This is a genomic window from Bradyrhizobium sp. AZCC 1578, assembly GCF_036924675.1.
Lineage (GTDB): Bacteria > Pseudomonadota > Alphaproteobacteria > Rhizobiales > Xanthobacteraceae > Bradyrhizobium.
Genome location: NZ_JAZHRZ010000001.1, coordinates 5,240,737 through 5,263,892, shown reverse-complemented (window position 1 = coordinate 5,263,892; position 23,156 = coordinate 5,240,737). Strand labels below are relative to the sequence as shown.

23 protein-coding genes are annotated in these 23,156 nt (G+C 63.0%); 10 read left to right on the top strand and 13 right to left on the bottom strand.

Translation table 11 applies throughout. From position 1 onward, the window contains the following. Nucleotides 1-58 precede the first annotated feature (58 nt). A complete protein-coding gene (locus V1290_RS25295) occupies nt 59-1,750 on the bottom strand; it encodes a caspase family protein (protein ID WP_334366884.1) in 1,692 nt (563 codons plus the stop codon). 252 nt (nt 1,751-2,002) lie between these two features. Between V1290_RS25295 and msrA the strand changes: the two genes are divergently transcribed. From msrA to V1290_RS25275, 4 genes are all read left to right on the top strand, one after another. Continuing rightward, nucleotides 2,003-2,722 (top strand): peptide-methionine (S)-S-oxide reductase MsrA, encoded by a 720-nt coding sequence (gene msrA / locus V1290_RS25290; RefSeq protein ID WP_334366883.1) that lies wholly within the window; start codon nt 2,003-2,005, stop codon nt 2,720-2,722. A gap of 9 nt (nt 2,723-2,731) precedes the next feature. Further along, entirely contained in the window at nt 2,732-3,142 is a 411-nt protein-coding gene (gene msrB / locus V1290_RS25285) for a peptide-methionine (R)-S-oxide reductase MsrB (RefSeq protein WP_334366882.1), read from the top strand. A gap of 207 nt (nt 3,143-3,349) precedes the next feature. Continuing rightward, entirely contained in the window at nt 3,350-3,514 is a 165-nt protein-coding gene (locus V1290_RS25280) for a DUF3309 family protein (protein ID WP_065743452.1), read from the top strand. Between the two features lie 225 nt (nt 3,515-3,739). Then, complete coding sequence (locus V1290_RS25275) at nt 3,740-4,021, top strand: hypothetical protein (protein WP_057842144.1); 282 nt, start codon at nt 3,740-3,742, stop codon at nt 4,019-4,021. Nucleotides 4,022-4,076: 55 nt separating this feature from the next. On the opposite strand, the gene V1290_RS25270 is transcribed toward V1290_RS25275, so the two are convergent. Both V1290_RS25270 and V1290_RS25265 read right to left on the bottom strand, forming a co-directional pair. After that, nucleotides 4,077-4,613, bottom strand: coding sequence for a DUF4112 domain-containing protein (locus V1290_RS25270; protein WP_057842297.1), 537 nt, complete (start codon nt 4,611-4,613; stop codon nt 4,077-4,079). A 297-nt stretch (nt 4,614-4,910) separates the two neighbouring features. Further along, on the bottom strand, nt 4,911-5,333 hold the full coding sequence (locus tag V1290_RS25265; protein ID WP_334366881.1) for a DUF5413 family protein: 423 nt from the start codon (nt 5,331-5,333) through the stop codon (nt 4,911-4,913). Between the two features lie 265 nt (nt 5,334-5,598). Between V1290_RS25265 and V1290_RS25260 the strand changes: the two genes are divergently transcribed. After that, nucleotides 5,599-6,825 (top strand): glycosyltransferase family 4 protein, encoded by a 1,227-nt coding sequence (locus V1290_RS25260; protein WP_334366880.1) that lies wholly within the window; start codon nt 5,599-5,601, stop codon nt 6,823-6,825. On the opposite strand, the gene V1290_RS25255 is transcribed toward V1290_RS25260, so the two are convergent. Next, the gene (locus tag V1290_RS25255) at nt 6,711-7,832 is read right to left on the bottom strand and encodes a DUF2336 domain-containing protein (RefSeq protein WP_334366879.1); all 1,122 of its coding nucleotides are present in this window, start codon (nt 7,830-7,832) and stop codon (nt 6,711-6,713) included. The two genes, V1290_RS25260 and V1290_RS25255, sit on opposite strands and share 115 nt — an antisense overlap. Nucleotides 7,833-8,655: 823 nt before the next feature. Here V1290_RS25255 and V1290_RS25250 point away from each other — a divergent pair. Further along, on the top strand, nt 8,656-8,922 hold the full coding sequence (locus tag V1290_RS25250) for a hypothetical protein (protein WP_334366878.1): 267 nt from the start codon (nt 8,656-8,658) through the stop codon (nt 8,920-8,922). Between the two features lie 109 nt (nt 8,923-9,031). On the opposite strand, the gene V1290_RS25245 is transcribed toward V1290_RS25250, so the two are convergent. Together V1290_RS25245 and V1290_RS25240 are read right to left on the bottom strand one after the other, a co-directional pair. Further along, nucleotides 9,032-10,633, bottom strand: a complete 1,602-nt coding sequence (locus tag V1290_RS25245) for a hypothetical protein (protein ID WP_334366877.1) — start codon at nt 10,631-10,633, stop codon at nt 9,032-9,034. A 37-nt stretch (nt 10,634-10,670) separates the two neighbouring features. Continuing rightward, nucleotides 10,671-11,963 carry an adenylosuccinate synthase gene (locus tag V1290_RS25240; protein ID WP_334366876.1) on the bottom strand — a complete coding sequence of 431 codons (1,293 nt, stop codon included), beginning with the start codon at nt 11,961-11,963 and terminating at the stop codon, nt 10,671-10,673. A 291-nt stretch (nt 11,964-12,254) separates the two neighbouring features. On the opposite strand from V1290_RS25240, the gene ybaK reads away from it, so the two are divergent. Beyond that, nucleotides 12,255-12,728 (top strand): Cys-tRNA(Pro) deacylase, encoded by a 474-nt coding sequence (ybaK, locus tag V1290_RS25235; protein WP_334366875.1) that lies wholly within the window; start codon nt 12,255-12,257, stop codon nt 12,726-12,728. A gap of 23 nt (nt 12,729-12,751) precedes the next feature. Here ybaK and V1290_RS25230 read toward each other — a convergent pair whose 3' ends face one another. After that, nucleotides 12,752-13,060, bottom strand: a complete 309-nt coding sequence (locus V1290_RS25230; RefSeq protein ID WP_334366874.1) for a hypothetical protein — start codon at nt 13,058-13,060, stop codon at nt 12,752-12,754. Nucleotides 13,061-13,386: 326 nt separating this feature from the next. Here V1290_RS25230 and V1290_RS25225 point away from each other — a divergent pair, with 326 nt between their 5' ends. Then, the gene (locus V1290_RS25225) at nt 13,387-14,316 is read left to right on the top strand and encodes a DMT family transporter (protein ID WP_334366873.1); all 930 of its coding nucleotides are present in this window, start codon (nt 13,387-13,389) and stop codon (nt 14,314-14,316) included. Between the two features lie 15 nt (nt 14,317-14,331). Here the strand turns inward: V1290_RS25225 and V1290_RS25220 are convergent, their stop codons facing one another. Then, nucleotides 14,332-15,867, bottom strand: a complete 1,536-nt coding sequence (locus V1290_RS25220; RefSeq protein ID WP_334366872.1) for a L,D-transpeptidase — start codon at nt 15,865-15,867, stop codon at nt 14,332-14,334. A gap of 232 nt (nt 15,868-16,099) precedes the next feature. Then, a complete protein-coding gene (locus V1290_RS25215) occupies nt 16,100-17,356 on the bottom strand; it encodes a tetratricopeptide repeat protein (protein WP_334366871.1) in 1,257 nt (418 codons plus the stop codon). Nucleotides 17,357-17,641: 285 nt separating this feature from the next. Here V1290_RS25215 and V1290_RS25210 point away from each other — a divergent pair, with 285 nt between their 5' ends. Together V1290_RS25210 and V1290_RS25205 are read left to right on the top strand one after the other, a co-directional pair. Next, a complete protein-coding gene (locus tag V1290_RS25210) occupies nt 17,642-18,457 on the top strand; it encodes an MlaD family protein (RefSeq protein ID WP_334366870.1) in 816 nt (271 codons plus the stop codon). Between the two features lie 104 nt (nt 18,458-18,561). Next, on the top strand, nt 18,562-19,716 hold the full coding sequence (locus V1290_RS25205; RefSeq protein WP_442894141.1) for an alpha-hydroxy acid oxidase: 1,155 nt from the start codon (nt 18,562-18,564) through the stop codon (nt 19,714-19,716). Nucleotides 19,717-19,800: 84 nt separating this feature from the next. On the opposite strand, the gene V1290_RS25200 is transcribed toward V1290_RS25205, so the two are convergent. The 4 genes from V1290_RS25200 to V1290_RS25185 all read right to left on the bottom strand — a co-directional run bounded on the left by V1290_RS25200 (nt 19,801) and on the right by V1290_RS25185 (nt 23,140). Then, nucleotides 19,801-20,991 (bottom strand): extracellular catalytic domain type 1 short-chain-length polyhydroxyalkanoate depolymerase, encoded by a 1,191-nt coding sequence (locus V1290_RS25200; protein ID WP_334366868.1) that lies wholly within the window; start codon nt 20,989-20,991, stop codon nt 19,801-19,803. 5 nt (nt 20,992-20,996) lie between these two features. Continuing rightward, nucleotides 20,997-21,416 (bottom strand): CopG family transcriptional regulator, encoded by a 420-nt coding sequence (locus tag V1290_RS25195; RefSeq protein ID WP_334366867.1) that lies wholly within the window; start codon nt 21,414-21,416, stop codon nt 20,997-20,999. Between the two features lie 267 nt (nt 21,417-21,683). Then, nucleotides 21,684-22,274: an amino acid synthesis family protein gene (locus V1290_RS25190; RefSeq protein WP_334366866.1), complete on the bottom strand. Its 591-nt coding sequence runs from the start codon at nt 22,272-22,274 to the stop codon at nt 21,684-21,686. Further along, nucleotides 22,274-23,140, bottom strand: coding sequence for a fumarylacetoacetate hydrolase family protein (locus V1290_RS25185; protein ID WP_334366865.1), 867 nt, complete (start codon nt 23,138-23,140; stop codon nt 22,274-22,276). Before V1290_RS25185 ends, V1290_RS25190 begins: the two co-directional genes overlap by 1 nt. Between the last annotated feature and the right edge of the window lie 16 nt (nt 23,141-23,156).

Below are 23,156 nucleotides of genomic sequence, written 5' to 3'. Positions count from 1 at the left end.
ACCGCGGAGTCAGCCTGGATTGCTTCGTCGCTTCGCTCCTCGCAATGACGGCAGCGACCTACCTCCCCACCACGAAGTAAAAATCCTCGCGTCCCGGCAATGAGCCGTAAGTGAACGGCTGCTGCGTGCGGTTGGTCGCCTTCCAAACGTCGTCGCGGACGATGTCGAACAGCTTGCGCACCTCGATCTTCGGCTCCTTGATGACGCGCGCGAGCACCGCGGCAAACGGGCTGTTGAGGGAATCGCCGTCAAGCGCGGTCTCGCCATGCTTGGCAGCGTAGACCACCATGAAGCCGGCTTCCGGCTCGATGTTGGAGAAGCCGCGGTTGACCAGCTTTAGCGAAATCGTTCGCTGCATGGTCTTTTCAAAGGGATTGTCGCGGCAGGCATCAAGCATCACCAGCCGCAGTTTTCGCGCGCCCGCGACCGCGGCGATCACCTGCTCGAGCGCGACCGCCTGGGTCTCCGCGTCACTATCGGCCTTCAGCCTGGCATCGACCGGGATCAGGTAATTCACGCCGCCGATCTCCATGCCGTGACCGGCATAATAGACGACGGCCCAGTCCGCCTTTTCGGCCTCCAGGCCGAACTCGTGCAGGGCGGCGAAGAATTTGTCCCGGGTGAGATCGGGCGCCAGCGTCACCGTGGCAAAGCCGAGTTCGCGAAAGGTCGACGCGATCAGTTTGGCGTCGCGCGGCGGATTATCCAGCGGGGCAGCATTCTTGTAGGCGCCGTTCCCGACGATCAGCGCGACTTTGCGCGGCCCCGCCGGTTGTGGCGTCGACGGCGCGGCCGTGCCCAGCAAGGCTTCCAGCCGCTCCTTGGCGATGCCGCGCGCAAGCGTGGTATCGATGTCCTCGCGTCTTGCCGCGACGGCGTTGGCCGCCGAGCGATAGTCGGCGCGGGCGGCGGCAAGGTTGCGGCGTTTCTCGAAAAGCTGCCCGCGGCCGACATAGGCGCGGACGTAGTTCGGATTGATCTTGAGCACCTGGTTGTAGTCGTTGAGCGCGGCATCGAGATTGCCCTTGCCGAGATAGGCATTGGCACGGCTGGTCAGCGCGTAAACGTTGTTCGGTGACTTGGCCAGCGCCGCATTGCAGTCAGCGAGCGCGTCATCGAACCTGCCCATGCTGGTGTAGGTAACGCACCGGTAGGCCGGAACATGCGGACCGTCGGGATTGACCTTTTGCGCCTCGGCATAGTCGGCGAGCGAGGCCTCGTACAGCTTCATCAATCCTTGCAGGCGGCCCCGGTTGTAGTGGTGCAGATAGCGGCTCTCGTCATTGAAGATATGTTTGACCGCCAGGTTGAACTCATCGAGCGCCCGCTGCAGCTCTCCCCGGCGCATGAAGATGACGCCGCGGTTGTTGTAGGCACTGCCGAAGCTCGGGCGCAACTGCAGGCACAGATCGTAGTCGGCGAGCGCCCGCTCGTCGTCGCCCTTGTGGCTGTAGGCAATGCCGCGCGCGTTGATGACGTTGATATTCTGCGGCGCGATCTCGTGGGCGGCGGTGAACGCCGCGATCGCGCCGTCGTAATCGCGCTTCTTCACCAGGGAATCGCCGCGATACCAGAAGGCGGCGGCCCTGGAGGTCCCCGTGATCTTCTCGTCGGCAATCACGCTTTCGCAGGCTGCGAGCCGGGCAGCCGGTTCCGCCGAGTTATTTCGGCAGGTCTCGACATCGCCCGCGGCCCGCGCGGGGCCGGCGGCGACAAGCAAGACGAGACCCAGCAACAAGGCCCGCAACATCGGCGGAACGCTCCGGCACATGGATTTTTGACCGCGGCGCGCGACCACCGATTCATTGTGGAAAGACCGGCCCGCACCGGTCAAGTGACGGACCTAATACTTGGGGCAGATGACCCTGTTCACGAACTCGTGTGGCGCGCGCCGTAACAATCCGCAGCCAGTGCCGTATCATGGCCATCGGCGAGAATTGAGCCGATTGCAGAACGCCGATCCCGCTCTAAACTGCCCCAACCAACGCCGAAAGAGGAAACCATGTCCCCTCGCCATTTCAGCCGCCTGTCGCTCGCCGCTGCCGCCATCGGCACGCTGGCCGTCGCGGCCTTCGCTGCCGCGCCTGCGCGCGCCTCGGAAGAGGCCGTCGTGATTCCGGCCCCTGCCGTCGACGTTCAGGCTGCCGACGGCATCCAGACCGCCGTGATCGCCGGCGGCTGCTTCTGGGGCGTGCAGGGCGTGTACCAGCACACCGCCGGCGTGCTCAACGCGGTCTCCGGCTATTCCGGCGGCAGCAAGATGACCGCGAACTACACCATGATCGGCACCGGCACCACGGGGCACGCCGAGGCGGTCGAGATCAAATACGATCCGAAGAAGATCAGCTACGGCAAGATCCTGCAGATCTTCTTCTCGGTCGCGCACGACCCGACGCAATTGAACCGCCAGGGCCCCGACATCGGCACGCAATATCGCTCGGCGATCTTCACCACCAATGACGAGCAGAAGAAGGTGGCGGAGGCTTATATCGCCCAGCTCAACGCCGCCAAGGTCTACAAGAAGCCGATCGTGACCAAGGTCGGCCCGCTGCAGGCGTTCTACCCGGCGGAAGACTATCACCAGGACTACCTGACGCTGCACCCGAACCAGCCCTATATTGTCTTCAACGACATCCCGAAGATCGAGAATCTGAAGAAGATCTTTGCGGAGAACTACGTCGAGCAGCCGACGCTGGTGCGCAACGCGAAGGCTACCAATTAAGGAGGGCAAATGTCCGATACCAAGACATCCGACAAGGTCGTCAAGAGCGAGGCCGAATGGCGCAAGGAGTTGACGCCGATGCAGTACGCCGTGCTGCGCGAGAAGGCGACCGAGCGGCCGTTCTCGGGCGAGTATGAGCACGAGCACCGCAGGGGCACCTATACCTGCGCCGGCTGCGGCCAGACGCTGTTCGAATCCGATGCCAAGTTCGATTCCGGATGCGGCTGGCCGAGCTTTACGCAGCCTGCGGTGGACAGCCATGTCGATGAGGAACGCGATTTCAGCCACGGCATGATCCGCACCGAAGTGTTGTGCTCGAAATGCAATGGCCATCTCGGCCACGTCTTCAACGACGGCCCCGGCCCGACCGGCCTGCGCTACTGCATCAACTCGGCGGCGCTTAAGCTGCAGCCGAAATAACCTCCGATCCATTCGAACCGGACCTTCGCCCCGTGATGCGCAGCGTCACTGCGGGTGATGCGCAGCATCGAACTACGATGCGCCCTGGAATGACAGCGTCCTCCTGGTTTCCCGGATCGATCAAGGGACTCGCGGCCCGGGATATGCTTTGATCCGGGCCGCGGGCGTCGTTTTCCGCGTGCCCGCGGGCCTCGGGGGGAGCGTGCGATGTCGCTTGGAACGATACTCATCATTATTCTGATTATTTTCCTGCTGGGCGGCTTTTCCGGCCGTTTCGGCGGCTATGGCTATGGCAGGGGCCATTCCGCGATGGGGCTCGGTGGCGTGATTTTAATCGTGCTTCTGATCCTGCTCCTGCTCGGCAAGCTATAAGCCATGGAACCCATTGAAATAACTTGATTTAATTTACGCATCCCGCAGCCATGCGTGGATTCATCATCACCCCCGATGTCGAGCCTCAGGGGTCGCATTTTTGGCAAAGAAGCTTATATTGGCACCTGAAATGACGTGCACGGCGTGGCCCGCCACTGTGGCCCACCGTCATCCAATCCCCATTGCTCATACGAAAAGAGCCGAAAAAGATTGAGGTCACCGTCCATGCGTCCATTCAGCTACAATACCGCCGCCGAACTGTTTCCCGCTGCGATCCGCAAGAAGAAGCGGGCCGGGTTTGCCTATCGGCGTTTTGGCACCGCGGCGGAAGCGGTTCGCTTCGCGATCGAGGAGCTGCCTGCGGACTCGCTGAATGGCGCCTATCTCCAGGTCGAGGAAGCGCGCTTTGACCAGAGCGGCATCCGCTCGCTCTATGAAAGCGAGGCGTTCCCGCTGCCGCGTCGTCCGCGCCCGGCCGCCACCGACGACAAGGCCGACGCCGCCTAAAGCTTTCATTTTTTCAGACAGCCGCCCCCGGAAATCATTTCGGGGGCGTTTTTCTTTAGCGCGGCTGCTTATCGAGCCAGCGCTTGAGCATGCGGACATTGCGGACGTTGGCGCGGAACATGACGTCGAAGGCGTCGCCCGCGACCGGCACCAGGCCAACCGCGCCGTCAACCGCAACATTGGCAAGCATCCGCGCCGTGATGTGCCAGGGCGCGCCGAGCGCGCGCGCCTCGCGCACCACCCACAGCGAAATCGCCGTCGTGATGATGTCGCCGACCACCGGGATCAGGCCGATCAGCCCGTCGATACCGTAGCGGAAATTGGTGCCGGGCACGATGAAGGCGACATCCAGCAATTTGGCGATGGCATCGAGCCGCGCGATCCGCTGCTCGCGCGTCAGCTCGCCGAACGGATTAGCGGCGGAATGACCGAAATCGAACCGCATTCCCTCGAACCGCGTATGCAGGTTCGGCTCGGGGAGTTCGCGCCCCTCCTGGTCGATGACCGGCCCACGTCCGGGCGCGCGCGTCCGGGACGATGGTCCGGAACGCGAACGGGGCGGCGTAAAGATATCGTCGTCTGCCATGGCCATCAGATGGTAACGCGAATGCGAGGCGCAAGTTGCGTCATGCGGTCGCTGCTTTGCGTGGGTCGGATCCGAAAGGTCAACGCGGCGTAAATTATTTCGCGCGCGGGTAGACGGCCTCCGTCAACAACGCAAACCTGTGGTTATGGGTCCCTGCGCCGAGTGCGCGATTGCGCACGGAGGCAGGGACGACGCGCGTCAGAGAAGTGCGATCGCCGAGAGATGGGCGTGCTCGATGATAGATGGTGGGCACGGCGCATACGCGCCTTTGCCCACCCTACGGAGCTGCGGAGCGCTGCACACTTACGTCGAATGCACTGGCTGCGGCTCGTCCACGTATCGGTGCGCGAGCCACGACGACAGTGCCGCAGGCACCGTGCCGACGATGCCGTAGAGCAGAAACTGCACCACGCCGGTATCCGGTCCGCGCGAACCATAGAGCAGTTCTGACGCAGCAAATCCGATGGCGCCTACGATCAAGATCCGCACCACGAAAGAAATGCGCTTGACGTGACAGAGAATGTCATCGATGGCGCCGATCATCAGCGCAGGCACAATGCCGAACAGATAGCTGTATTGCAGCGTCTTGGCGAACGCGCCGAGGAATTTCCCGATCTCCGACCAATTGGTGTCAGTCCAGTAGCCCGAGGCCACCGTGGTCGCGAACAGCATCAGAAATCCGCCGACGAACGGGCCGATAGCTCCGAAGATCAGATAGCGTTTCATGAAACTGCCTCCTGGCGCTGGTTACCCAATACAGCAGCTCAAGGGCCAAGTAAATTTGTCCGCTCTACCTTCCCGTTGCGCGAGACTTGCCGACAGCACCAGCATCTGAATCCGGTTGCGCTGAGGGCGGATGAACGGACATTCAGCAACATGAAAGCGGCTCGACGCAAGGCGGAGGCAACTTCCACACGCTTTCGGACTTATTGCTGGTGGGAAAAGAAAAAATGGCACGTCCTAACCCCGGCATCTCGATGGTAAGTAGCCGATGCGGATTGCCCAGATAGCGCCTCTGGCCGAAAGCGTTCCTCCCAAGCTTTACGGCGGCACCGAGCGCGTGGTGGCATGGCTGATCGATGAACTGGTAAGCCTCGGGCATGAGGTGACGCTGTTTGCCAGCGGGGACTCGGTAACGTCAGCCCGCCTTCATGCCGTTTGGCCTCGGGCGCTTCGCCTTGGCCGGCCGAAGACAGATCCGATGGTAGCGCAGGCAGCCCTGCTGGAGGCAGTTGCACGGCATGCGACCGAATTCGATGTCATTCACGCGCATATCGATTGGCTGCACCTGCCGCTCCTGAGCCGGCTTGGCGTCCCTTTTCTGACCACCTGCCATGGGCGCATGGACCTGCCTGGCTTTTCGGACGTGGTTCGTCACTTTCCCGACGCGCCGTTCGTTTCGATATCGGACAATCAGCGCACTCCGTTAAGCGAGGCCAACTGGATCGGCACCATTTATCACGGCTTGCCGGCCGACCTGTTTCGGCCCTCGTTCGAGGCCGGCTCCTACCTTGCTTTCCTGGGCCGGCTGACGGCGGAGAAAGGACCGGAAGCCGCCATCCGAATCGCGCGCGCCGCCAAAATGCCGCTTCGTATCGCCGCAAAGGTGCCGCGTGGGGATAGAAGCTATTTTAAGGAACAACTCGAGCCGCAGATCGATGGCGAGCAGGTCCAGCTCACCGGTGAGGTCAATGATGACGCGAAGCGGCAGTTTCTGGCGGGCGCGGCGGCGCTATTGTTTCCGATCGATTGGCCAGAACCGTTCGGGCTCGTCATGATCGAGGCCATGGCGTGCGGCACGCCCGTCATCGCGTTCAAATCAGGCTCGGTGCCCGAAGTCATCGACAACGGCATTACCGGCTTTGTCGTAACGGATGAAGCAGAAGCGGTCGAAGCGATCGGAAGGCTTTCCGAACTCGATCGAAGCCAGGTGCGCGGGCAGTTCGAGAAGAGGTTTACCGCCAGGCGCATGGCGCATATCTTCGCCATTACGTGGCATTGGCTCGCGACCGCGCCAATGAAGCCATTCCGGCATGAGGCGGCTGGTGGATGTGGACGAGCCACATGCGGACTTGACCGCTCGGCGTGCGTAAGCAGATTGGCTTACTTTCTACCGGCAGCCGCTACAGCCGCCGCGGGCTCATTATTCTTCCCAAGGATCCGGTCGGAGCCGAAACGAATGGTCCACTGCGCCACCGACAGCAGTAGCGATTCATAGATCGCCACGCATTGCTCGAGTTCCCGGTCGGTGGATGGCGGACAGTTCGGACGGTTGCGGACGATCATCGTCGTTGTCGACCAGCTCAGCAGCGCCGCCTTGCACGCGACGATCAGGCCGTATACCCGGTCGGGCTCGAGCAAGGGTTCGATGGCCTCGATCTTGACGTCGGCCTTCAGGGCGAGCGCTGCGACGACGTGGGTGTATTCACCCCGCACCGCAAACCGGTTCACGATCGAATCGTTGAGCTTGCCCGTGCGATTGAGCGCGACGACTTCGCGTTGCGCCTGGGTATAATCAATCGCCTTCCGGGCGGCGTCACCCTGTCCGGCAGCCCCGGCAGAACCTTGGGTTTTCTTCCGCGCAACAGGTCGCGACGCCGTCAAGAACCGGGCGCGGACCACGTCGGCAACTCTGCCCAGAAGCTCCCGAAGCAGGCTGCCCGGAATGTCCAATCGAAGCCCGAGCTTTTCCGCGAGGACTTCATCACGCTCGGCCCGCCCCACCAGCGTCGCGTAGCCGCATTCGGAGAAACGCGCGCCGGCATTGCGCGCGAGCGCGCTGGAGACGTGGACGTCGCCAAATCGCATCAGCGCGTCGGTGAGCGCTTCATTGAGGATCTTTCTGTCCGATATTGCCAGCAAATGCTGCTGGCTGCGGCTTTTGACGATTTCAAGGAGGTCGGCTTCCGACAAGCAGTTGGAGCATCTGAGAACCGGTGCCGCCAGCAAGTGGTTTTCATGAAATGCAAGCTTGCGGATAGTCTGTCGCGGGGCGCGGTCGATGGTGGAAAGGGCCTCGCTGAGTTGGACCACGGTTTTCGCGTCCACCCGCTCGATCAGGTGGGCGAGAACGCCATCGACGGCTGCGATCTGCGATTCACCGAGACGATCGACATTGGACAGGAACAGGTCCGTCACTTCCCCGAAAATCCGGGCGTCGTGCTCGGGCCCCTCCTTTTCGGCGCCATTCAATTCCGCGCGCAAATTCGGCGATGCAGCAGGCATGGCTATGCCGCCTCCGCACCGGTCGTGCCGGCTCGCCGCGTCAACTTACGGCCCACCGCGGGGGTGGCCGGCATCATCGTGAATCCATCGGCGGCGGAATGAACGCGCATTTGAGTGCCATTCGACAGGCTGGTCCCGGCAGCCTTTTTCACTTCAACGACAGCAATGAGGCGGGTGCGAGCAATAGCCGCTGATCGTACTCAGCCTTCCCTAACGGGTGGTTGTTCCGGAACGCTGATTTTGCGCATTTTTACGGAGTTTTGGGCAGGTGAAGGCAGGCCCGGCCATCTGCCGGGCGTGCCGGGCGTTGGGGCCAAGCAGCATCGGCCTCGGCAGACCTCACCGGATAACCGAAGTCATGCTTGCCGCGTCATGAACGGGACGGCCGAATGACGTTTCGGCGCGGAGCGCACGCCCGTTCGCCGGCCTGTTCGATCACGGCTGAGACGGCGTCCGGAAGACCCGCATCTGTTCCTTCTCCGGAACCATCAGGGCTGACACACAAGAGCGCAGCGCAAAACCGAGTCGTTCTCACTTTCGCGCTTCGCTCGACGTGGCGCGCACGCAACAGTCTTGAGAAGTGTTGGCGCGAGCCATTGCAGCTTCGCAGCGAGCCATTGCAGCTTCGCAGCATTGGCGCATAATTCGTGTGGGGCCGCGCAGCACTTTTCGATTCGGACATCGGCAGAAATCGAGCAACCACACCGGGTGAGTTCCCGGTGATGGACGACGTGTGCGGCAGCGCAAACCGCGTGCAGCGCCCCCAATGAAGAGCGGCCAGCACCGCACGCAACCCTGCACGCAACCCTTGGGGAACGGCTCAATGACTATCTATCGTACAAGCAAGATCGCACTTCTCTTCGCCATCGCCTTTGCGGCGACCGCACTTTCCGCACGCCCAAGCCTCGCCTTCTCGGAGGCGCAGCAGATGTGCACCGGCGATGCCATGCGGCTATGCGGCCATGAAGTCCCTAACGTCCAGCGAATCACCGCCTGCATGATCAGGAACCGCGCGCATGTCAGCCCGGGCTGCCGCGCCGTGATGGAGCGCGAAGGCGCCGCACGGCGACGAGCCGCCGCCTCCCAGTGACCGGTCGCTTCAGTTGACGACGAAAGCAAAACGGCCTCAGCGCGAGCAATGCTGAGGCCGTTTCACGTTGGACTCTTTGGCTACGCCGCGACGATCAGCGGCTACTCGGCTACTCCCCCCACAGCGCGAAGGCGTCGTTGAACGCGCGTTCGCCCGGTGAGCCTTTTTCGATCGCGATGATAGCGCGGCGCTGATTGACGTAGACAAGCGGCACGTCGAACCAGGAGCGCTCCTTCAGGAGCTGCAAGTTGCGGGCGCGGTCGGAATCGACGTTGGAGAGGCCGACCAGGAAGAAGCCGTCGGTGACTTTCACGGCGAGCCCCGCCAGCGGCGTGCCGCGCGCCTGCTCGTTGGACTTCATCAAAATGCCCGGCACGTTGCCGACCCCCCCGCCGGAAAAATCCTGCGGCAGGATGAAGGTCAATTCCGCGGTGTGGCTCGCCGGCAGGGAGGTATCGGTGTTACGGCGGAACGACATTGTCATCTTGAACTTGCGGTCGGGGATCTCGATGTCGGCGCGCACGGCAATGTCCGGCTTCTGATTGCCGCTCGCCTTGATCGGTTCGGTGCGCCAGATCACCGAGCCGACATATTGCTTGCCCTTGGGATCGGACGGATCCTCGTCATACAACACGACGCGCTGCGCCACCGGCGCCACGTTCTCGCTCGACGACGGCTGGCCGACGCGGTCGGGAATCTTCGGGCGCGACTGCGGCGCGGCCGGATCCTTCGGCGCTTCCACCACAGATGAGGATTTGAACAGGCCGCTCACGGCTGTCACGACCGACCTGCCCCACAGGATGCCGGCGCCGACCAGAATGAGCACGATGCCGACCGCAATCGCGCTCTTGAACGGAAACCCGGCGCCGGCGCGGGCGCGCATTTTCGGTTGGTCGCGATCCTGCGACAGACGCGGACGATCGCGCAACGGCGGCTGCGGCGCGTAGCGGTCGGCTTCCGCCTGCGATTCGTCATACGAATACGGCACCTCGGGATCGGCGCCGCGGTCCTCCATGCTCGGCTCGAGCCGGTCGAATTCCGGCGAGGGCGACGGCACGTTGGCATAGGTCTTCCGCGCGTTGCGGTTGGCTTGCGCCGCGGCGCGGCCAAGATCGTCGGCGTCGGCTGCGATGTCGCGGAAGCCGCGCATGCCGGGCGGCTGCGGCGGCGTCGGCGGGCCGCCATTATCTGGGCCGCGACGGGGGCCGCGCTCGCGAGGCGGCGGTGGCGGCAGGCCAGCATCCTGCGTCGGAATCTGCGGCGGCTGCGGGCGCGGCGCGCCGGGCGGTGGCGCATCGGCGCGCAGATTGCGCGGCGGGCGTGGCTCCTCGCCAAGCGGCGGACGGCCATCGCGCGAGGGGCCTTGAGATGGCGGACGCGGGCGCGGCGTACCCGGCGGCGTGGCAGCCGCTTCCGCCGGGCGGGCATTGGCGCGGCGGAAGGCATCGCCGCCGCGCGCGGCCCCGCCACCGCCGGGCCGCGAAGCTTCGCGGGCGCGCTGGGCGGCTTCCGATTCGACCTTGCGCACGGCCTCTTCCAGCGACAGCCGCTCGCGGGTGATTTCGGATTCGGAAAGCGGTGGCTGCACGCTGCGCAACTGCGCGATCAGCGCGGTACGCGCCCGCTCATAGAGCGCACGGCGGCTCTCGCCTGGAGCATTGGGGTCCAGGCCGGCGATAGCGCGTGCGATCAGCGGGTAATAATCAGCCATTTCTCTTCAATACTGCAGCCCCGGCGGTAACATCCCGTTAAGCCTCAAACGGGTTCTGCACCAGTATAGTATCCTCGCGTTCGGGGCTGGTGGAAAGCAATGCGATCGGACAACCCACGAGTTCCTCGACCCGGCGGACATATTTAATGGCCTGGGCCGGCAGATCCGCCCAGGAGCGGGCATTGGCGGTCGGCTCTTTCCAGCCCTCGATGGTCTCGTAGACCGGCACCACCCGGGCCTGGGCGCCCTCGCCCGCCGGCAGATGGTCGATTTCCTTGCCGTCCAGCATATAGCCGGTGCAGACCTCGATGGTGTCGAAGCCGTCGAGAATATCGAGCTTTGTAAGCGCGAGACCCGTGATGCCGCAAGTGCGGACCGTTTGCCGCACCAGGGCGGCGTCGAACCAGCCGCAGCGGCGCGGGCGGCCGGTGTTGGTGCCGAACTCGCGGCCCCGCTCGCCGATCTTGCGGCCGATCTCGTTGTCCTGCTCGGTCGGGAACGGGCCCTGGCCGACGCGGGTCGTATAGGCCTTGCAGATGCCGAGCACATAGCCGACCGCGCTCGCGCCCATGCCGGTGCCGGTCGCGGCTTGCGCCGCCACCGTGTTGGACGAGGTGACGTAGGGGTAGGTGCCGTGATCGACATCGAGCAGCGCACCCTGCGCGCCTTCGAACAGGATGCGCTTGCCCTCGCGGCGCTTGAGATCCAGCAGCCGCCACACCGTCTCCGCATAGGGCAACAGCTTTGGCGCCAGCGCGGTAAGCTCTTTCAGAATGCCGTTGCCGTCGATCTCCTCGAGATTGAGCCCACGACGCAGCGCATTGTGGTGCGCCAGCAGCCGATCGATCTTGTGCGGCAGCGTGTCGAGGTCGGCTAAGTCCATCAGACGAATCGCGCGGCGGCCGACCTTGTCCTCATAGGCCGGGCCGATGCCGCGGCGCGTGGTGCCGATCGCGGTGGCCGTGTTGGCGGATTCGCGGAGCGCATCGAGCTCGCGGTGCAGCGGCAGGATCAATGTGACGTTTTCGGCAATGCGCAGGTTTTCCGGACTGACGGCGACGCCCTGGCCCTTCAGCCGCACCACCTCGTCGAGGAAGGCTTGCGGATCGAACACCACGCCATTGCCGATCACCGCAAGCTTCGACGGCCGCAACACGCCGGACGGCAGCAGCGCGAGCTTGTAGGTCTCGCCGTTGATGACGAGCGTATGGCCGGCATTATGGCCGCCCTGGAAGCGCACGACGATATCGGCCTGCTCCGACAACCAGTCGACGATCTTGCCCTTCCCCTCGTCGCCCCATTGGGCGCCGACGACGACAACATTGGCCATTTTTAAAGTTTTCCCTGCAAATCTCTTGGTTCCAGCATGATTTCACCGGAGAACCGGTACCTGTGTTTCCGGACCATGCTCTAAGCTCGCCCAGCCAAAATCACGGCCGGGGCCGCTCGCGTGCAGGGCGCCCCACCGGATAAAGGAAGCGGCCGATCTAGGCAAGCAAGAAGGCGGCTTTAAGGGGGCCTTAGAACAGCTCCAACCCATTGATATCCCCGTAAAATCCTGGGCCTCCCCGGCCTGGCACGGGCGAGAAACGCATTAATGTTCGGCAATGATGGAAAGGCCATGTCCAAAACCACCCGTGCGACGCTAGCGCTGGAAAAGCTCGGCGTGAAATTCGCCCTGCACGCTTACGACTACGACCCGGATGCAGCGAGCATCGGGCTTCAGGCGGCGGAAGCGCTCGGCGTGCCGCCCGCGCGCGTGCTGAAGACGCTGATGGCCGAGGTCGATGGCAAGCCGGTCTGCGCCGTGGTGCCGTCGGACTGCGAGGTCAGCATGAAAAAGCTCGCGACCGCGTTTGGCGCCAAGTCGGCGAAGATGATGCGGCCGGCGGATGCCGAACGGCTGACCGGCTATCATGTCGGCGGCATCTCGCCGTTCGGACAGAAGAAGCGCGTGCCGGTCGCGATCGAAGAAGCCGCGCTAGGCCATGCCAGCGTTTTCCTCAATGGCGGCCAGCGCGGCCTGCAGATCGAACTCGATCCCAACGACGCCGTGAGGGCTGCGGGCGCGATCGCGCGCGCGCTCGTGGCGTGAGCGGCCTTCGCCGCGGCCGAGCCCTATTTGGTGAGTTTGGGTTGCGTCTGCGCCCATAGCATCGCCTCGATGATGGCCTGGCGCAGTTTCGGGCGCTGCTCTTCATCGCATTCGATGAACGCCAGAATGGAATTGGCGCGAACGGCAAACTGGTGACGTGTTTCGGCTTCGGCTTCTTCGGCCGACGTCGGCTTGTTCAAGGAATGACCCATCATCTGCAAAAAATTCAGTGTCACGGACAGGCGAAACGCTTGAGAGCGGCGTCGCCTGCAAACCGTTGTCCCAACGATCGAACGAACGCCCAATACTGAAAGTAGCCCGGAATAACTCACTGCATGTGCCCCCGAAAAACAAACCAAGGTTGGGTCACATGAATCAATCGTCCTTTGATTGCATACTTATCTACCCGCTGGCAACCCCAAACAGCCAGCAAGGCGGGCTGCATGGTCGCGATGCATCTTGCACCATTGATGAGCGGCGCAAATCGGTGTCTGTGACCAGGGCCGGGCCACATTCCGGCCCGGCGTCGATCGCCGGGCGGGCCGCGGCGCCATGACCGGGCCAATCTTGGTTTGACGCATTTTCTTTACGCGAACCGGTGTCCACCCCCGGATCAAGTCCGAGGGCATGCTTCGCTCGAAAACGCTATGGATCGCGAATGTCGGCTACCGAACAGACTTCACCCGCACGATCCGGGAACTGGCTCGCCAATCAGCCTTATCTGCTGCTCAGCATCACCGCGCTGTGCTGGGCCGGCAATGCCATCGTCGGGCGGCTGGCCGCCGGACACATTCCGCCGGTGACGCTGTCGTTCCTGCGCTGGTCCTTCGCGTTCCTGATCATCCTGCCGTTTGCCTGGAAGCATCTCGTCAAGGACTGGGCTGCGATCCGCGGCCGGCTCGGCATCATGGTCGTGCTCTCCGTCGCCGGCATCGGCGCCTTCAACACGCTGCAATACTGGGCGCTCGAGCACACCCAGGCGCTGAACACGCTGTTGTTGCAGTCGGCGGGACCGCTGGTGGTCGCGGTGTGGTCGCTCGTGCTGCTCGGCGTGCGGTTGACGCTGGCGCAGGCGGCCGGCGTTCTGCTCTCGATGGCCGGCGTGCTGGTGATCATCCTGCACGGCGATCTCACAACGCTGTCGAAGATCGACTTCAATATCGGCGACCTGATTTTCCTGGTCGCGCTCGCGATCTTCGGGATCTATTCGGTGCTGTCGCTGAAGCGCCCCGACATTCATGGTCTGTCGTTCGTCGCCTTCACCTTCGGCGCCGGTGCGGCCTGCCTGATTCCGCTGTTCATCTGGGAATTGTTCGCGCGGCCGCTGATGCGGATCGACGCCGCGAACCTGCTGACTCTCGCTTACGTCGCGCTGTTCCCATCAACGATCGCCTATCTCTGCTTCAATCGCGGTGTGCAGATGATCGGCGCCAATCGCGCAGCACCCTTCTTTCACGTGGTACCGGTGTTCGGCACTGTCATGTCGATCATCTTCCTCGGCGAGCACCCGCAGGCGTTCCACTTCATCGGCTTTGCGCTGGTGCTGACGGGAGTGTTTGTCGCGTCGCGAAAGCCTCGAACTGCCTAGGACCTGTGCCGCGTCTCACCACGACCAGCCCGGCTGCACCTGTTGATAGTACTGCCCGCCGCGCCGGCGCGTAGTGCCAGGTTGGGGGTTCGAATTGGGCGAGAAAAAGGGGAAGAAGCCGTCGGCACCCCAGTCGTTGCCGCTTGCAATGACATCAGGGGTTGGCTGGCGCGTAATGAAGCCGCCCTGCGGCTGGTTGCTCAGCACCGCGACGAACTCGGTGCGATAGTTGGTCTCGCGGCTCAGCGGCTCGTCCGAGACGATGATCGAGGATCGCGGCAATGCGGTCGGCGCGATGCGATCGAGCACATCCTGCGGGATGGTGATGCGGTCGAGCGCGCTTTTGGCGTCATCGGCGTTGTCGATTGTGACCGCGGTCCAGCGCAGGCCCTTGCCGCTATGCGCCATCGCCGTGAAAACATGCGTACCGATCCGCTTCTCGGGATTGCGGATCGTGACCGGAACCTCGATGGACGCATCGAACACCTCGCCGCCGCCGTCCGGCGCCGGCTTATGCGTGTTGCGCCGCACGTAAAGCTTCTGTGTCGCGCGGCTGACGTAGACCGAGACCGGCTCGAGCGCGAGCTTCGCCGCGCTTGCCGCCTTGGCGGCGTCGGCCTTCCTGGTCGCTGCCGTCTTGGCTGCGTCCTTGGCCGCGGCGACGGTGGGCTTCGACTTCGCGTCGGCCTGGGCGGTGTCGAGCTGCGTCCCCAGGTCCGCGGCCTTGGCGGCGGCCTTTTGCTTGAGGTCCTCGGCTCGCGCCCTGGCCTCGTCCGTCTTTGCGGCGCCGATCGCCCTGTCGGCTAACGCGAGCTCGGCGTCGGCGCGCCTCTTGAGCCCTTCCAGCTTGCGCAGCGACGCCGTGAGCGATGCTGCCTCACGTGCCGCTGTTACGGCGGCTTTCTTCGTCTCGTCGGCTGTCCTGGCGGCCTCCGCGGCCTCGCGCGCGAGTGTCTCGGCACGCGCCGGAGCCGCTGCGACGGCCTCCGCGTTTGGCACGAACAGCGCGGGGTGAGAAAACTCGACCGGAGCCGCGTCGTTTGGCGAGATGATCACCCGCATTCCGATCCGCGTCTTGTCGAACAGCCTTTCCGCAAAGCCGTAGGGCATCCGCACGCAGCCATGCGAAGCCGCATACCCGGGCAGCGGCCCGCCGTGCAGTGCGATGCCGTTCCAGGTGATGCGCTGCATGTTCGGCATCTCGGCATCGTCATACATGTTCGAGCGGTGGTCCTTGTTTTTCTCGACGACGGTGAAGACGCCGGCCGGCGTCTCGCGTCCCGTGGTGCCGGTCGACACCGGCGCGCGCAGGATCCAGCCGTCGGCGTCGTAGAGAGTGACCTGCTGGGACTTGATCGACACGATCGCCATGATCGGCTCGCCTGCATCGCGCGGTGCTGTCACCTCGGTGGGTGCCGCGGAGCGCGCCTCTCTCGCCGCGGCGTCGGCGGTCAACGCCGCAAGTAGCGCCATCGCCACGAGCGCTGCAATGGCGGGAGACCCCCAGCGCCGCATCACTCTGGATTGCGCCGTCGCAAATCGAGTTACCATGCCATGCCCCGGTTGAAATGCCTGTCCGCGCTTACAGCGATGAAGTGTCGGATTTTGGATCAACTGACCGCAGCCGCCATCCACGCCGCCAATTCGCTCCCAAAGGACGATCGGCACGTTCCCGGTGGCAAATCTCTCATATACGACAGCCCGCGCGGGAGGAAGGATGGCTTGCGGCTGAAATTGGCCCACTTGCAGACATTCTTGCTTGTGGCGGCTTCGCGGCACGCGGTCAGAAACCGAGCACGCGGAGCTGTTGCTTGCTGACCCGGTTGGCCGAGTCGATTGATTGCGCCTTGCGGAAATCGGCGATCGCCTCGGCGCGGCGGCCCAGCACTTCATAGGAGATGCCGCGGTTGTTGTAGGCCTCGACATAGGACGGATCGAACCGGATCGCCTGCGTGAAATCCGTAATCGCGCGGTTGCTGTCACCCTTTGCGACGTAGGCTTTGGCGCGCGAGTTGAAAGAGTTGAAGTCCTTGGGGTTTATCGCGATCGCCTGGTCATAGTCGGCGATCGCGTCATCGATCTTACGCAGCGCCATATAGGCATTGCCACGATTCCAATACGCCACGCCGTTCTTTGGATTGATGCTGATCGACTGATCATAGTCGGCGATCGCGCGGCTATAGTCCTTCAAGCCTTCGTAAGCGACGCCGCGGCAATTGTACCCGCCGGAATTGTTGGGTTCGCGCTTGATGACCTCGCTGCAATCCGGGACGGCGAGGTCGTATTGGCGATTGTTGCTGTAGGCAACGCCACGTGAGCTGTACAGCCAAAGCAGATTTGGATCGAGCTTGATTGCTTCGCTGTAGTCTGCGATCGCGGGCTCCCATCCGCCTTTTTTCGTGATCAACCTCTTCCTGAACAGTGCCTGCCCCCTTTGGCCAAAACCAAAGGCGTATTTCGGATCGATTGTGACCGCCTGGGTGATATCGGCGATTGCCTGGTCGAATTCACCCTTTTCCGTCCACGCCATGCCGCGGCGGGCATAGGCCCACGCGTCCCTGGAATTGACCCTGATCGCCTCGGCGTGGTCGGCCAGCGCTGCGTCGTATTCATGCAGACCGTAGTAGGCGACACCACGGTTGTTGTAGGCCCAACCATATTTCGGATCGATCTTGATGGCCTCGGTGCAATCCGCAATAGCCGCGTCGTGGTCCTCTTTCCTCTCGTAAGCCTCACACCGGTGCGCAAAGGCCCAGGCGTCCTTTGGGCTGAGCTTGATGGCCTCGCCGTAGTCGGCAATCGCGCGGTCGTAATCCTTGCTGTTGAAGGAGCCGCGGCCTCGGCTCTTGAAAGCCTTGACGCGTTCTGCCACCGACACGTTTGCATCGTCGATAATGCAGCTGCATGCCGCGAAATTGACGTCGGGCTTGTCGGCGCTGGCGGCGCACTCGCCCCGGTCGGTCGGCGTAGCGGCCAGCGCCGGCATCGCAAGCAGGAGACCCATGCAAAGGAGCAGTCCATCTAATCCGCGCGCTGCCATGCTGTTTCCCCTCCACCCGGCGCTCCGACGCGACACGTACAGGCGTGATGACTTTAGCATCAACGGCAGGCTATCTGCCATCGGCAACCGATATCCGAGATGGGCCCAAGCCCGACATGCCGGCAGGCTGCGCCAATGTCTGCTTCCGAAGGAAAGGCGGAATCGCACCCCCTGCATCATTACAGCCGATTTATGAGTGCACGTTGCAGTTCCGGGTGGTTCGCGGCGGTGACTTGCCGTCATAAAGCCGTTATCTCTTAGGCCTGCTTCGTTAAGGCACCTTCGATGAAAGTCCGCGCCAGCAATCTGATGATCGGCACCTTGACCCTGGCCCTGATCGCCGGGTCGCTTGGCGCGTGGCTCGGCTATCAAAGGCTCGCCGGGATCAAACAGAAGGTGCCGTTCCGCGTGATCTTCGAAGGCTCGGCCTCCGGCCTGCGCAACGGCGGCAGCGTGAATTTCGCCGGCATCCGGGTCGGCGAAGTGGTGTCGCTGAAGCTCGACCATCCGCGCCGCGTGGTCGCGCTCGCCATGATCGACGGCAACACGCCGGTGAAGAGCGACACCCAGGTCGGCCTCGAATTTCAGGGGCTGACGGGGATTGCGGCGATCTCGTTTACCGGCGGCACCGATGAGGCATCGCCGCCGCCAAAGGGCGCGGACGGCATTCCGGAGCTCACCGCCGATCCGGAAGGAATGCTCAATACCCAGGAAAAAATCCGCGTGGCGCTGCGCAACGTCGACCGCGTGATCGCCGACAACGAGGTGGCGATCAAGGATACCTTGCGGAATTTCGAGACGTTCACCGCCTCGCTCTCCGGCAATGGCGCGAAAATCACGTCCATCATCGCGACCGCCGAATCCGGCATCGGCGCGGTCGACGGCGCAATGGACAAGACCAAGGATTTCCTCGGCAGCCTCGCCAGCGACAAATATGGCGGCGAACTGCTGCCGACCGTGATTTCGCTGCGCGAGCTGATCGAAAGTTTCGACAAGAAGTCCGGGCGGGTGATCGCCGAGACGCGAAAAATGCTCGGCGACGTCAGCGAATCCGTCAACAAGGCCGGCCAGAAATTTGGCGGACCGCCTCCCCGCCGCTAAGGTGCCATTCGCATAACAATCAAAAAAATGGAACGCCCGACGTGCTTGACAAATCCACAAGCTTGGCTGCGCCGCCTCCGACCGTGACCCGCACCGAGAGCGCGGTGCCGCGGGCTCTGCAAAAATACCTTTCGCTCGACGATTTCGAAGCCGTGGCGCGGCAGCGGATCCCAAAATTTCTCTACGGCTATATTTCCGGTGGCGCCGAGACCGATGCCGCGCTGCGCGACAACGGCAAAGCCTTCGACGAATACGGTTTTGTGCCGCGCGTGCTCAACGACGTCTCCGGCCGCGACCAGACCACGACATTGTTCGGCAAGACCTACGCTGCGCCGTTCGGGATTCCACCGATGGGCTCTTCGGCGCTATGCGCCTACCGCGGCGACATCGTGCTGACGCAGGCCGCTAAAGCCGAGAACGTGCCGATGATCTTGAGCGCCTCCTCGCTGATCACGCTGGAGGATGTCCGCGCCGCCAATCAGGCCGCGTGGTATCAGGCCTATCTCGCTGGCCTCCCAGAACGGATCGAGCCGCTGATCGATCGCGTGGCGGCGGCCGGCTACGACACCTTCGTCGTCACCGCCGACGTGCCGGTGCCGCCGAACCGCGAGAACAATATACGCAACGGCTTTCAGGTGCCGCTTGCGATCACGCCGCGCGTGTTCTTGGACACGGTCACGCATCCGCACTGGCTGTTCGGCATCTGGGCGCGCACCGTGATGAACCACGGCATGCCGCATTTCGAGAACATGGACGCGCAGCGCGGCCCGCCGGTGCTGGCAAAGAACCTGATGCGCAACATCGGCGCCCGCGACCAGCTCGCCTGGAAGCATGTCGAGCTGATCCGTAAGAGGTGGAAGGGCAAGCTCGTCATCAAGGGCCTGGTCTCGCCGGCCGATGCGAAGGTTGCGCGCGAGAGCGGCGTCGATGGCGTGATGCTCTCCAACCATGGCGGCCGCCAGCTCGATTACACGATCTCCGGCCTGCGCACGCTGCCGGAGATCGCGGCGGAAGCCAAGGGCATGACGATCATGGTCGATGGCGGTATCCGCCGCGGCACCGACGTGATCAAGGCGCTCGCGCTCGGCGCGCATTTCGTCTGGGTCGGCCGCCCCTTCCTCTATGCCGCGATCGCCGGCGGCCAAGCCGGCGTGCAGCGCGCGATCGGGCTTCTGAAAGCCGAGATCGACCGCGACCTCGCGCTGCTTGGCATCCGCAAGCTAAGCGAGATCACGCCGGATCTGGTGCGGAAGTTTTAGAGCCCAATTCTGATTATAGGGCGTGAACCCATAAATTCAGATTGGTCGGCGGACGTCCGCTTAGGACGCGCATTTCTGTCACTGCTACGGAAGCGAATGCTCTAGGAAAAAACGCAGCATTTCTCTTGTTGCGTCCGGTCCTCGCGGGTCAGTATAGGAGCCCACCAAGCTTCCCCCCGACCATGCGTGTCCAGCTCCGTGGATTCTCCAGTGCTCGAAGACGTGGCGCCCACTGCCGTCGCTATGGACGGTGCGAGTATAGGCGTGACCTCCAGTCACCTGCCCGCGATACACGTTTCTTTCCGTGCTCGTTGCTTTGATGGACTGCTTGATAACTTGATCGCCGTTGCTTGGGTGCACTGTGCTGTCGCGATCGCCGTGAAAAACAATGGTCGGGACAGTTGGCCCGTCGGTTAAAACCGCTTGATGATCGAAACCGCTGCCTTGTCGCATGGCGAGGAGCGCAGAGGGAAGGTCGTTGGCGGCACCACACGCGAGGCCAGAATGTACACCAACGGCCGCGTATAGATCGTTATATGTTGCTCCCATGATAGCAGCTGCGGCCGCTCCAGCCGAAAGTCCGGCAACGTAGACTCGCTTTGGATCAACTGAGTACTCGCGCATGATTTGGCGCGTGATCCCCGCGATAAGCGAGGGTTCGCCTGTGTCACGCTGCTGATCGGTTGCGCGAAACCAGTTCCAGCATTTCGCCTGATTTGCTTCGCTACGCTGCGCGGGATAGACCACAAAGCAAGCTTGCGCTTCCGCGATAAAGTTCATTCTCGTGCCGGCGGCGAAATCTTCTGGCGATTGGGTGCAACCGTGGAGCATGACGATCAACGGAAGAGGTTGCCCATGATAACCGCTGGGGATGAAGAGCCTGTATGCACGGCTTCCCGCAGGATTGCTGTAGCTACCTTTGATAAATCTCGCACCCTCCGGCACGACGTCGCGCGTGGATAGCGGAGTCCGCTTGGTTGCGCCCCGCAATCGGAGCGCAGGGTAATTGTTTGTGCGATTTGATAGCGCGCTGAACTTGCGTGGTTGCGCGGATATGGTCCGCGGTAACTGCGAGTTCCCCGTTTCATGAACCCGATTTGCTTTCGCGTCTACAATTGATTGCTTATCTCCCGGGAGGGCGATGGCATCGGTGCGGAATGTCGCGTCCGCCTGCCTTTCACCGCGAAGCATGTGCTGGAGAAGTGCCGTGGCTTCGACGAGTCGGCCCGCGCGCGTGAGACGTGTAGCTTCGCGAATGATGTCCTGGTTCAGCATCGCCGTCACCGCGTCCTGTCGGCGAGCGCGGTTTTCACCGCCGAACTGGCATGGAGGGCTCCAAGCACAGAGACCGAGGCAATCGTGGCGCGAGCAAGCTCCGGCGTGACATCTTGGGCAATTGTTGCAAGGCCCAGCACATTAATGTGCAGCATCTCGCCGGCTCGTCGCACCGCTTCGAGATCCTCACGGCTGTAATTCCGTAGACCCAGGTCCAGACTTTTGCGAGCGGTCGACTGTTTGACCACATCCGCATGACGTTCGAGTTGGTTGCGGATTGCTGTGCGAATGAAATCGGTTCGGTTCGAGTAGAACCCTTCCTGGACCATGAGGTCTACGTGCCCAAGGTCGACATAGCCCAGATTGATCGTGATTTTCTCGGTATCGGCCGGCTTTGGTCTGAGTTCGCGGACATTGTTCGACATGAGACTACCATCCATATACCATCCATTTGGATGGCATATGGATGTCCGAAGGGGATCGTCAAGGGCGGTCGCTCAAGAAAAATATACCCGCCTTGGCGGGCCGTCGTGCCAAGGACGAATACCCCGATTTCCGGACTAGGTCTGCTATCGGCCATTCGCGTCGATTTTGGCGCCCTCCAGCATGTCCGCTCAGTGGGTGAGCTCGGAAACTCCGGCTATCCGGCTTCTCGGTTGAAGGCACCGGTTTGCGCGAGAAAACGCTACGCTTCATCGCTGCCCGTCGTGGACTGAAATCTGGTCCACCGACAGGCCGCCGATGCGCGCGTGGGTGCGGCCGCCGGTCGCCATGACGAGCCCGAACACGATCTCGTCGCGCCGGGGCGCGTCCCAGATCGTCATCTCGGCGGTGCCGAAATGGCTGCGGACGTAAGCCGCCTCGATATGGCCGAGCGGGACCATCAGCCGCGCGCCAACCGCGCCGATGGTCTTGGCGGCGGGCACGATCGCCTTGGCCTGCGCGATCACTTCGCGGATCGCAGCGCCACCCGCCTCGTGCCAGACCGCGCCGTGCTCAAGCTCGCCGTCGCCGCCGACGATCGCGCCCTTGCCATAGGCTTCGATAACGTCCTTGCCGCCCAGCCGCTCGCACAACGTCCGCGCCAGTTGCCGGCCGAGATCGCGCAAGCCAGCCTGAAACGGCATCAGGTCCGGCTCGTAGCGGCCGGCATGGGGATTGTTGATCACGGCAAGCGCGGTGCCGATCAATAGCGGCTGTGTCCGGCGCGGCCCGCGCTCGTGCCAGACTTCTTCGATCGAGAGTTGCGTCTTCCTGATGTCGTAGACTGTCCTTTGGGCCATCACTGCGCGGCCTCATCGATCACGGGGTTACGCAGCACGCCGATCTTCTCCACCTCGACCTCGACGACGTCGCCGGGCACCAGGAACATCGGCGGCTTGCGCGTAAAGCCGACGCCTGCAGGCGTGCCGGTAGCGATGACGTCGCCCGGCATCAGATCGAATATCTCGGAGGCGTAGTTGATCAGCCGCGGAATCGAGAAGATCAGGAACGAGGTGTCCGACTTCTGCACGGTCTTGCCGTTGATGCGGGTCTCGAGCTTCAGCTTGGTCGGATCGGGCAATTCGTCCGTCGTCACCATCCACGGCCCGAACGGCCCGGTGCCGACGAAATTCTTGCCGGCCGCGATCTGCTGCGCATGCATCTGATAGTCGCGGACGCTGACGTCGTTGTAGATCGAATAGCCGGCGACGTGGCCCATGGCGTCGGCCTCGGAAATGTAGCGGCCGGGCTTGCCGATGATGACGGCGAGTTCGCCCTCCCAATCCAGATGCGTCGACACCTTCGGCCGGATCACCGGCGCGTCGTGGCCGACCTGGGAACGCCACACCCGCAGGAAGATCGGCGGAAACGCCGTGATCTCACGCTTCATGCCGTGGGCCACCGCCTCTTGATGATGGTCGAGATAGTTGCGGACAGCGCAGACGATCTTTTCGGGACGCGGGATCACCGGAAGGTATTTGACGTCGGCGAGCTTCAGGTCGGGCTTGTGGCCGGCCACGAGACGATAGCGCTTCTCGAAATCGGGGCTTGCAATGAAGTCCTGCAGCGTGGCGTGGGGCAGCTTGCTGCCGAGGTCGACCACGCCATCGCCGACGATCGCTCCCCAGGTCTCCCTGCCATTGTTCAGAAATGAAAGCAGCCGCATGGACGTGTATCCTTCT

Coding starts and splice junctions, on each gene's coding strand:
- V1290_RS25195 (WP_334366867.1), bottom strand. CDS start 21,416: ATGTCGAACAATGTCCGCGAACTCAGACCAAAGCCGGCCGATACCGAG.
- V1290_RS25220 (WP_334366872.1), bottom strand. CDS start 15,867: ATGGTAACTCGATTTGCGACGGCGCAATCCAGAGTGATGCGGCGCTGG.
- V1290_RS25200 (WP_334366868.1), bottom strand. CDS start 20,991: ATGCTGAACCAGGACATCATTCGCGAAGCTACACGTCTCACGCGCGCG.
- V1290_RS25270 (WP_057842297.1), bottom strand. CDS start 4,613: ATGGCCATGGCAGACGACGATATCTTTACGCCGCCCCGTTCGCGTTCC.
- V1290_RS25210 (WP_334366870.1), top strand. CDS start 17,642: ATGAAAGTCCGCGCCAGCAATCTGATGATCGGCACCTTGACCCTGGCC.
- V1290_RS25295 (WP_334366884.1), bottom strand. CDS start 1,750: ATGTTGCGGGCCTTGTTGCTGGGTCTCGTCTTGCTTGTCGCCGCCGGC.
- V1290_RS25260 (WP_334366880.1), top strand. CDS start 5,599: ATGCGGATTGCCCAGATAGCGCCTCTGGCCGAAAGCGTTCCTCCCAAG.
- V1290_RS25280 (WP_065743452.1), top strand. CDS start 3,350: ATGTCGCTTGGAACGATACTCATCATTATTCTGATTATTTTCCTGCTG.
- V1290_RS25245 (WP_334366877.1), bottom strand. CDS start 10,633: ATGGCTGATTATTACCCGCTGATCGCACGCGCTATCGCCGGCCTGGAC.
- V1290_RS25215 (WP_334366871.1), bottom strand. CDS start 17,356: ATGGCAGCGCGCGGATTAGATGGACTGCTCCTTTGCATGGGTCTCCTG.
- V1290_RS25185 (WP_334366865.1), bottom strand. CDS start 23,140: ATGCGGCTGCTTTCATTTCTGAACAATGGCAGGGAGACCTGGGGAGCG.
- V1290_RS25265 (WP_334366881.1), bottom strand. CDS start 5,333: ATGAAACGCTATCTGATCTTCGGAGCTATCGGCCCGTTCGTCGGCGGA.
- ybaK (WP_334366875.1), top strand. CDS start 12,255: ATGTCCAAAACCACCCGTGCGACGCTAGCGCTGGAAAAGCTCGGCGTG.
- V1290_RS25255 (WP_334366879.1), bottom strand. CDS start 7,832: ATGCCTGCTGCATCGCCGAATTTGCGCGCGGAATTGAATGGCGCCGAA.
- msrA (WP_334366883.1), top strand. CDS start 2,003: ATGTCCCCTCGCCATTTCAGCCGCCTGTCGCTCGCCGCTGCCGCCATC.
- V1290_RS25225 (WP_334366873.1), top strand. CDS start 13,387: ATGTCGGCTACCGAACAGACTTCACCCGCACGATCCGGGAACTGGCTC.
- msrB (WP_334366882.1), top strand. CDS start 2,732: ATGTCCGATACCAAGACATCCGACAAGGTCGTCAAGAGCGAGGCCGAA.
- V1290_RS25190 (WP_334366866.1), bottom strand. CDS start 22,274: ATGGCCCAAAGGACAGTCTACGACATCAGGAAGACGCAACTCTCGATC.
- V1290_RS25240 (WP_334366876.1), bottom strand. CDS start 11,963: ATGGCCAATGTTGTCGTCGTCGGCGCCCAATGGGGCGACGAGGGGAAG.
- V1290_RS25275 (WP_057842144.1), top strand. CDS start 3,740: ATGCGTCCATTCAGCTACAATACCGCCGCCGAACTGTTTCCCGCTGCG.
- V1290_RS25250 (WP_334366878.1), top strand. CDS start 8,656: ATGACTATCTATCGTACAAGCAAGATCGCACTTCTCTTCGCCATCGCC.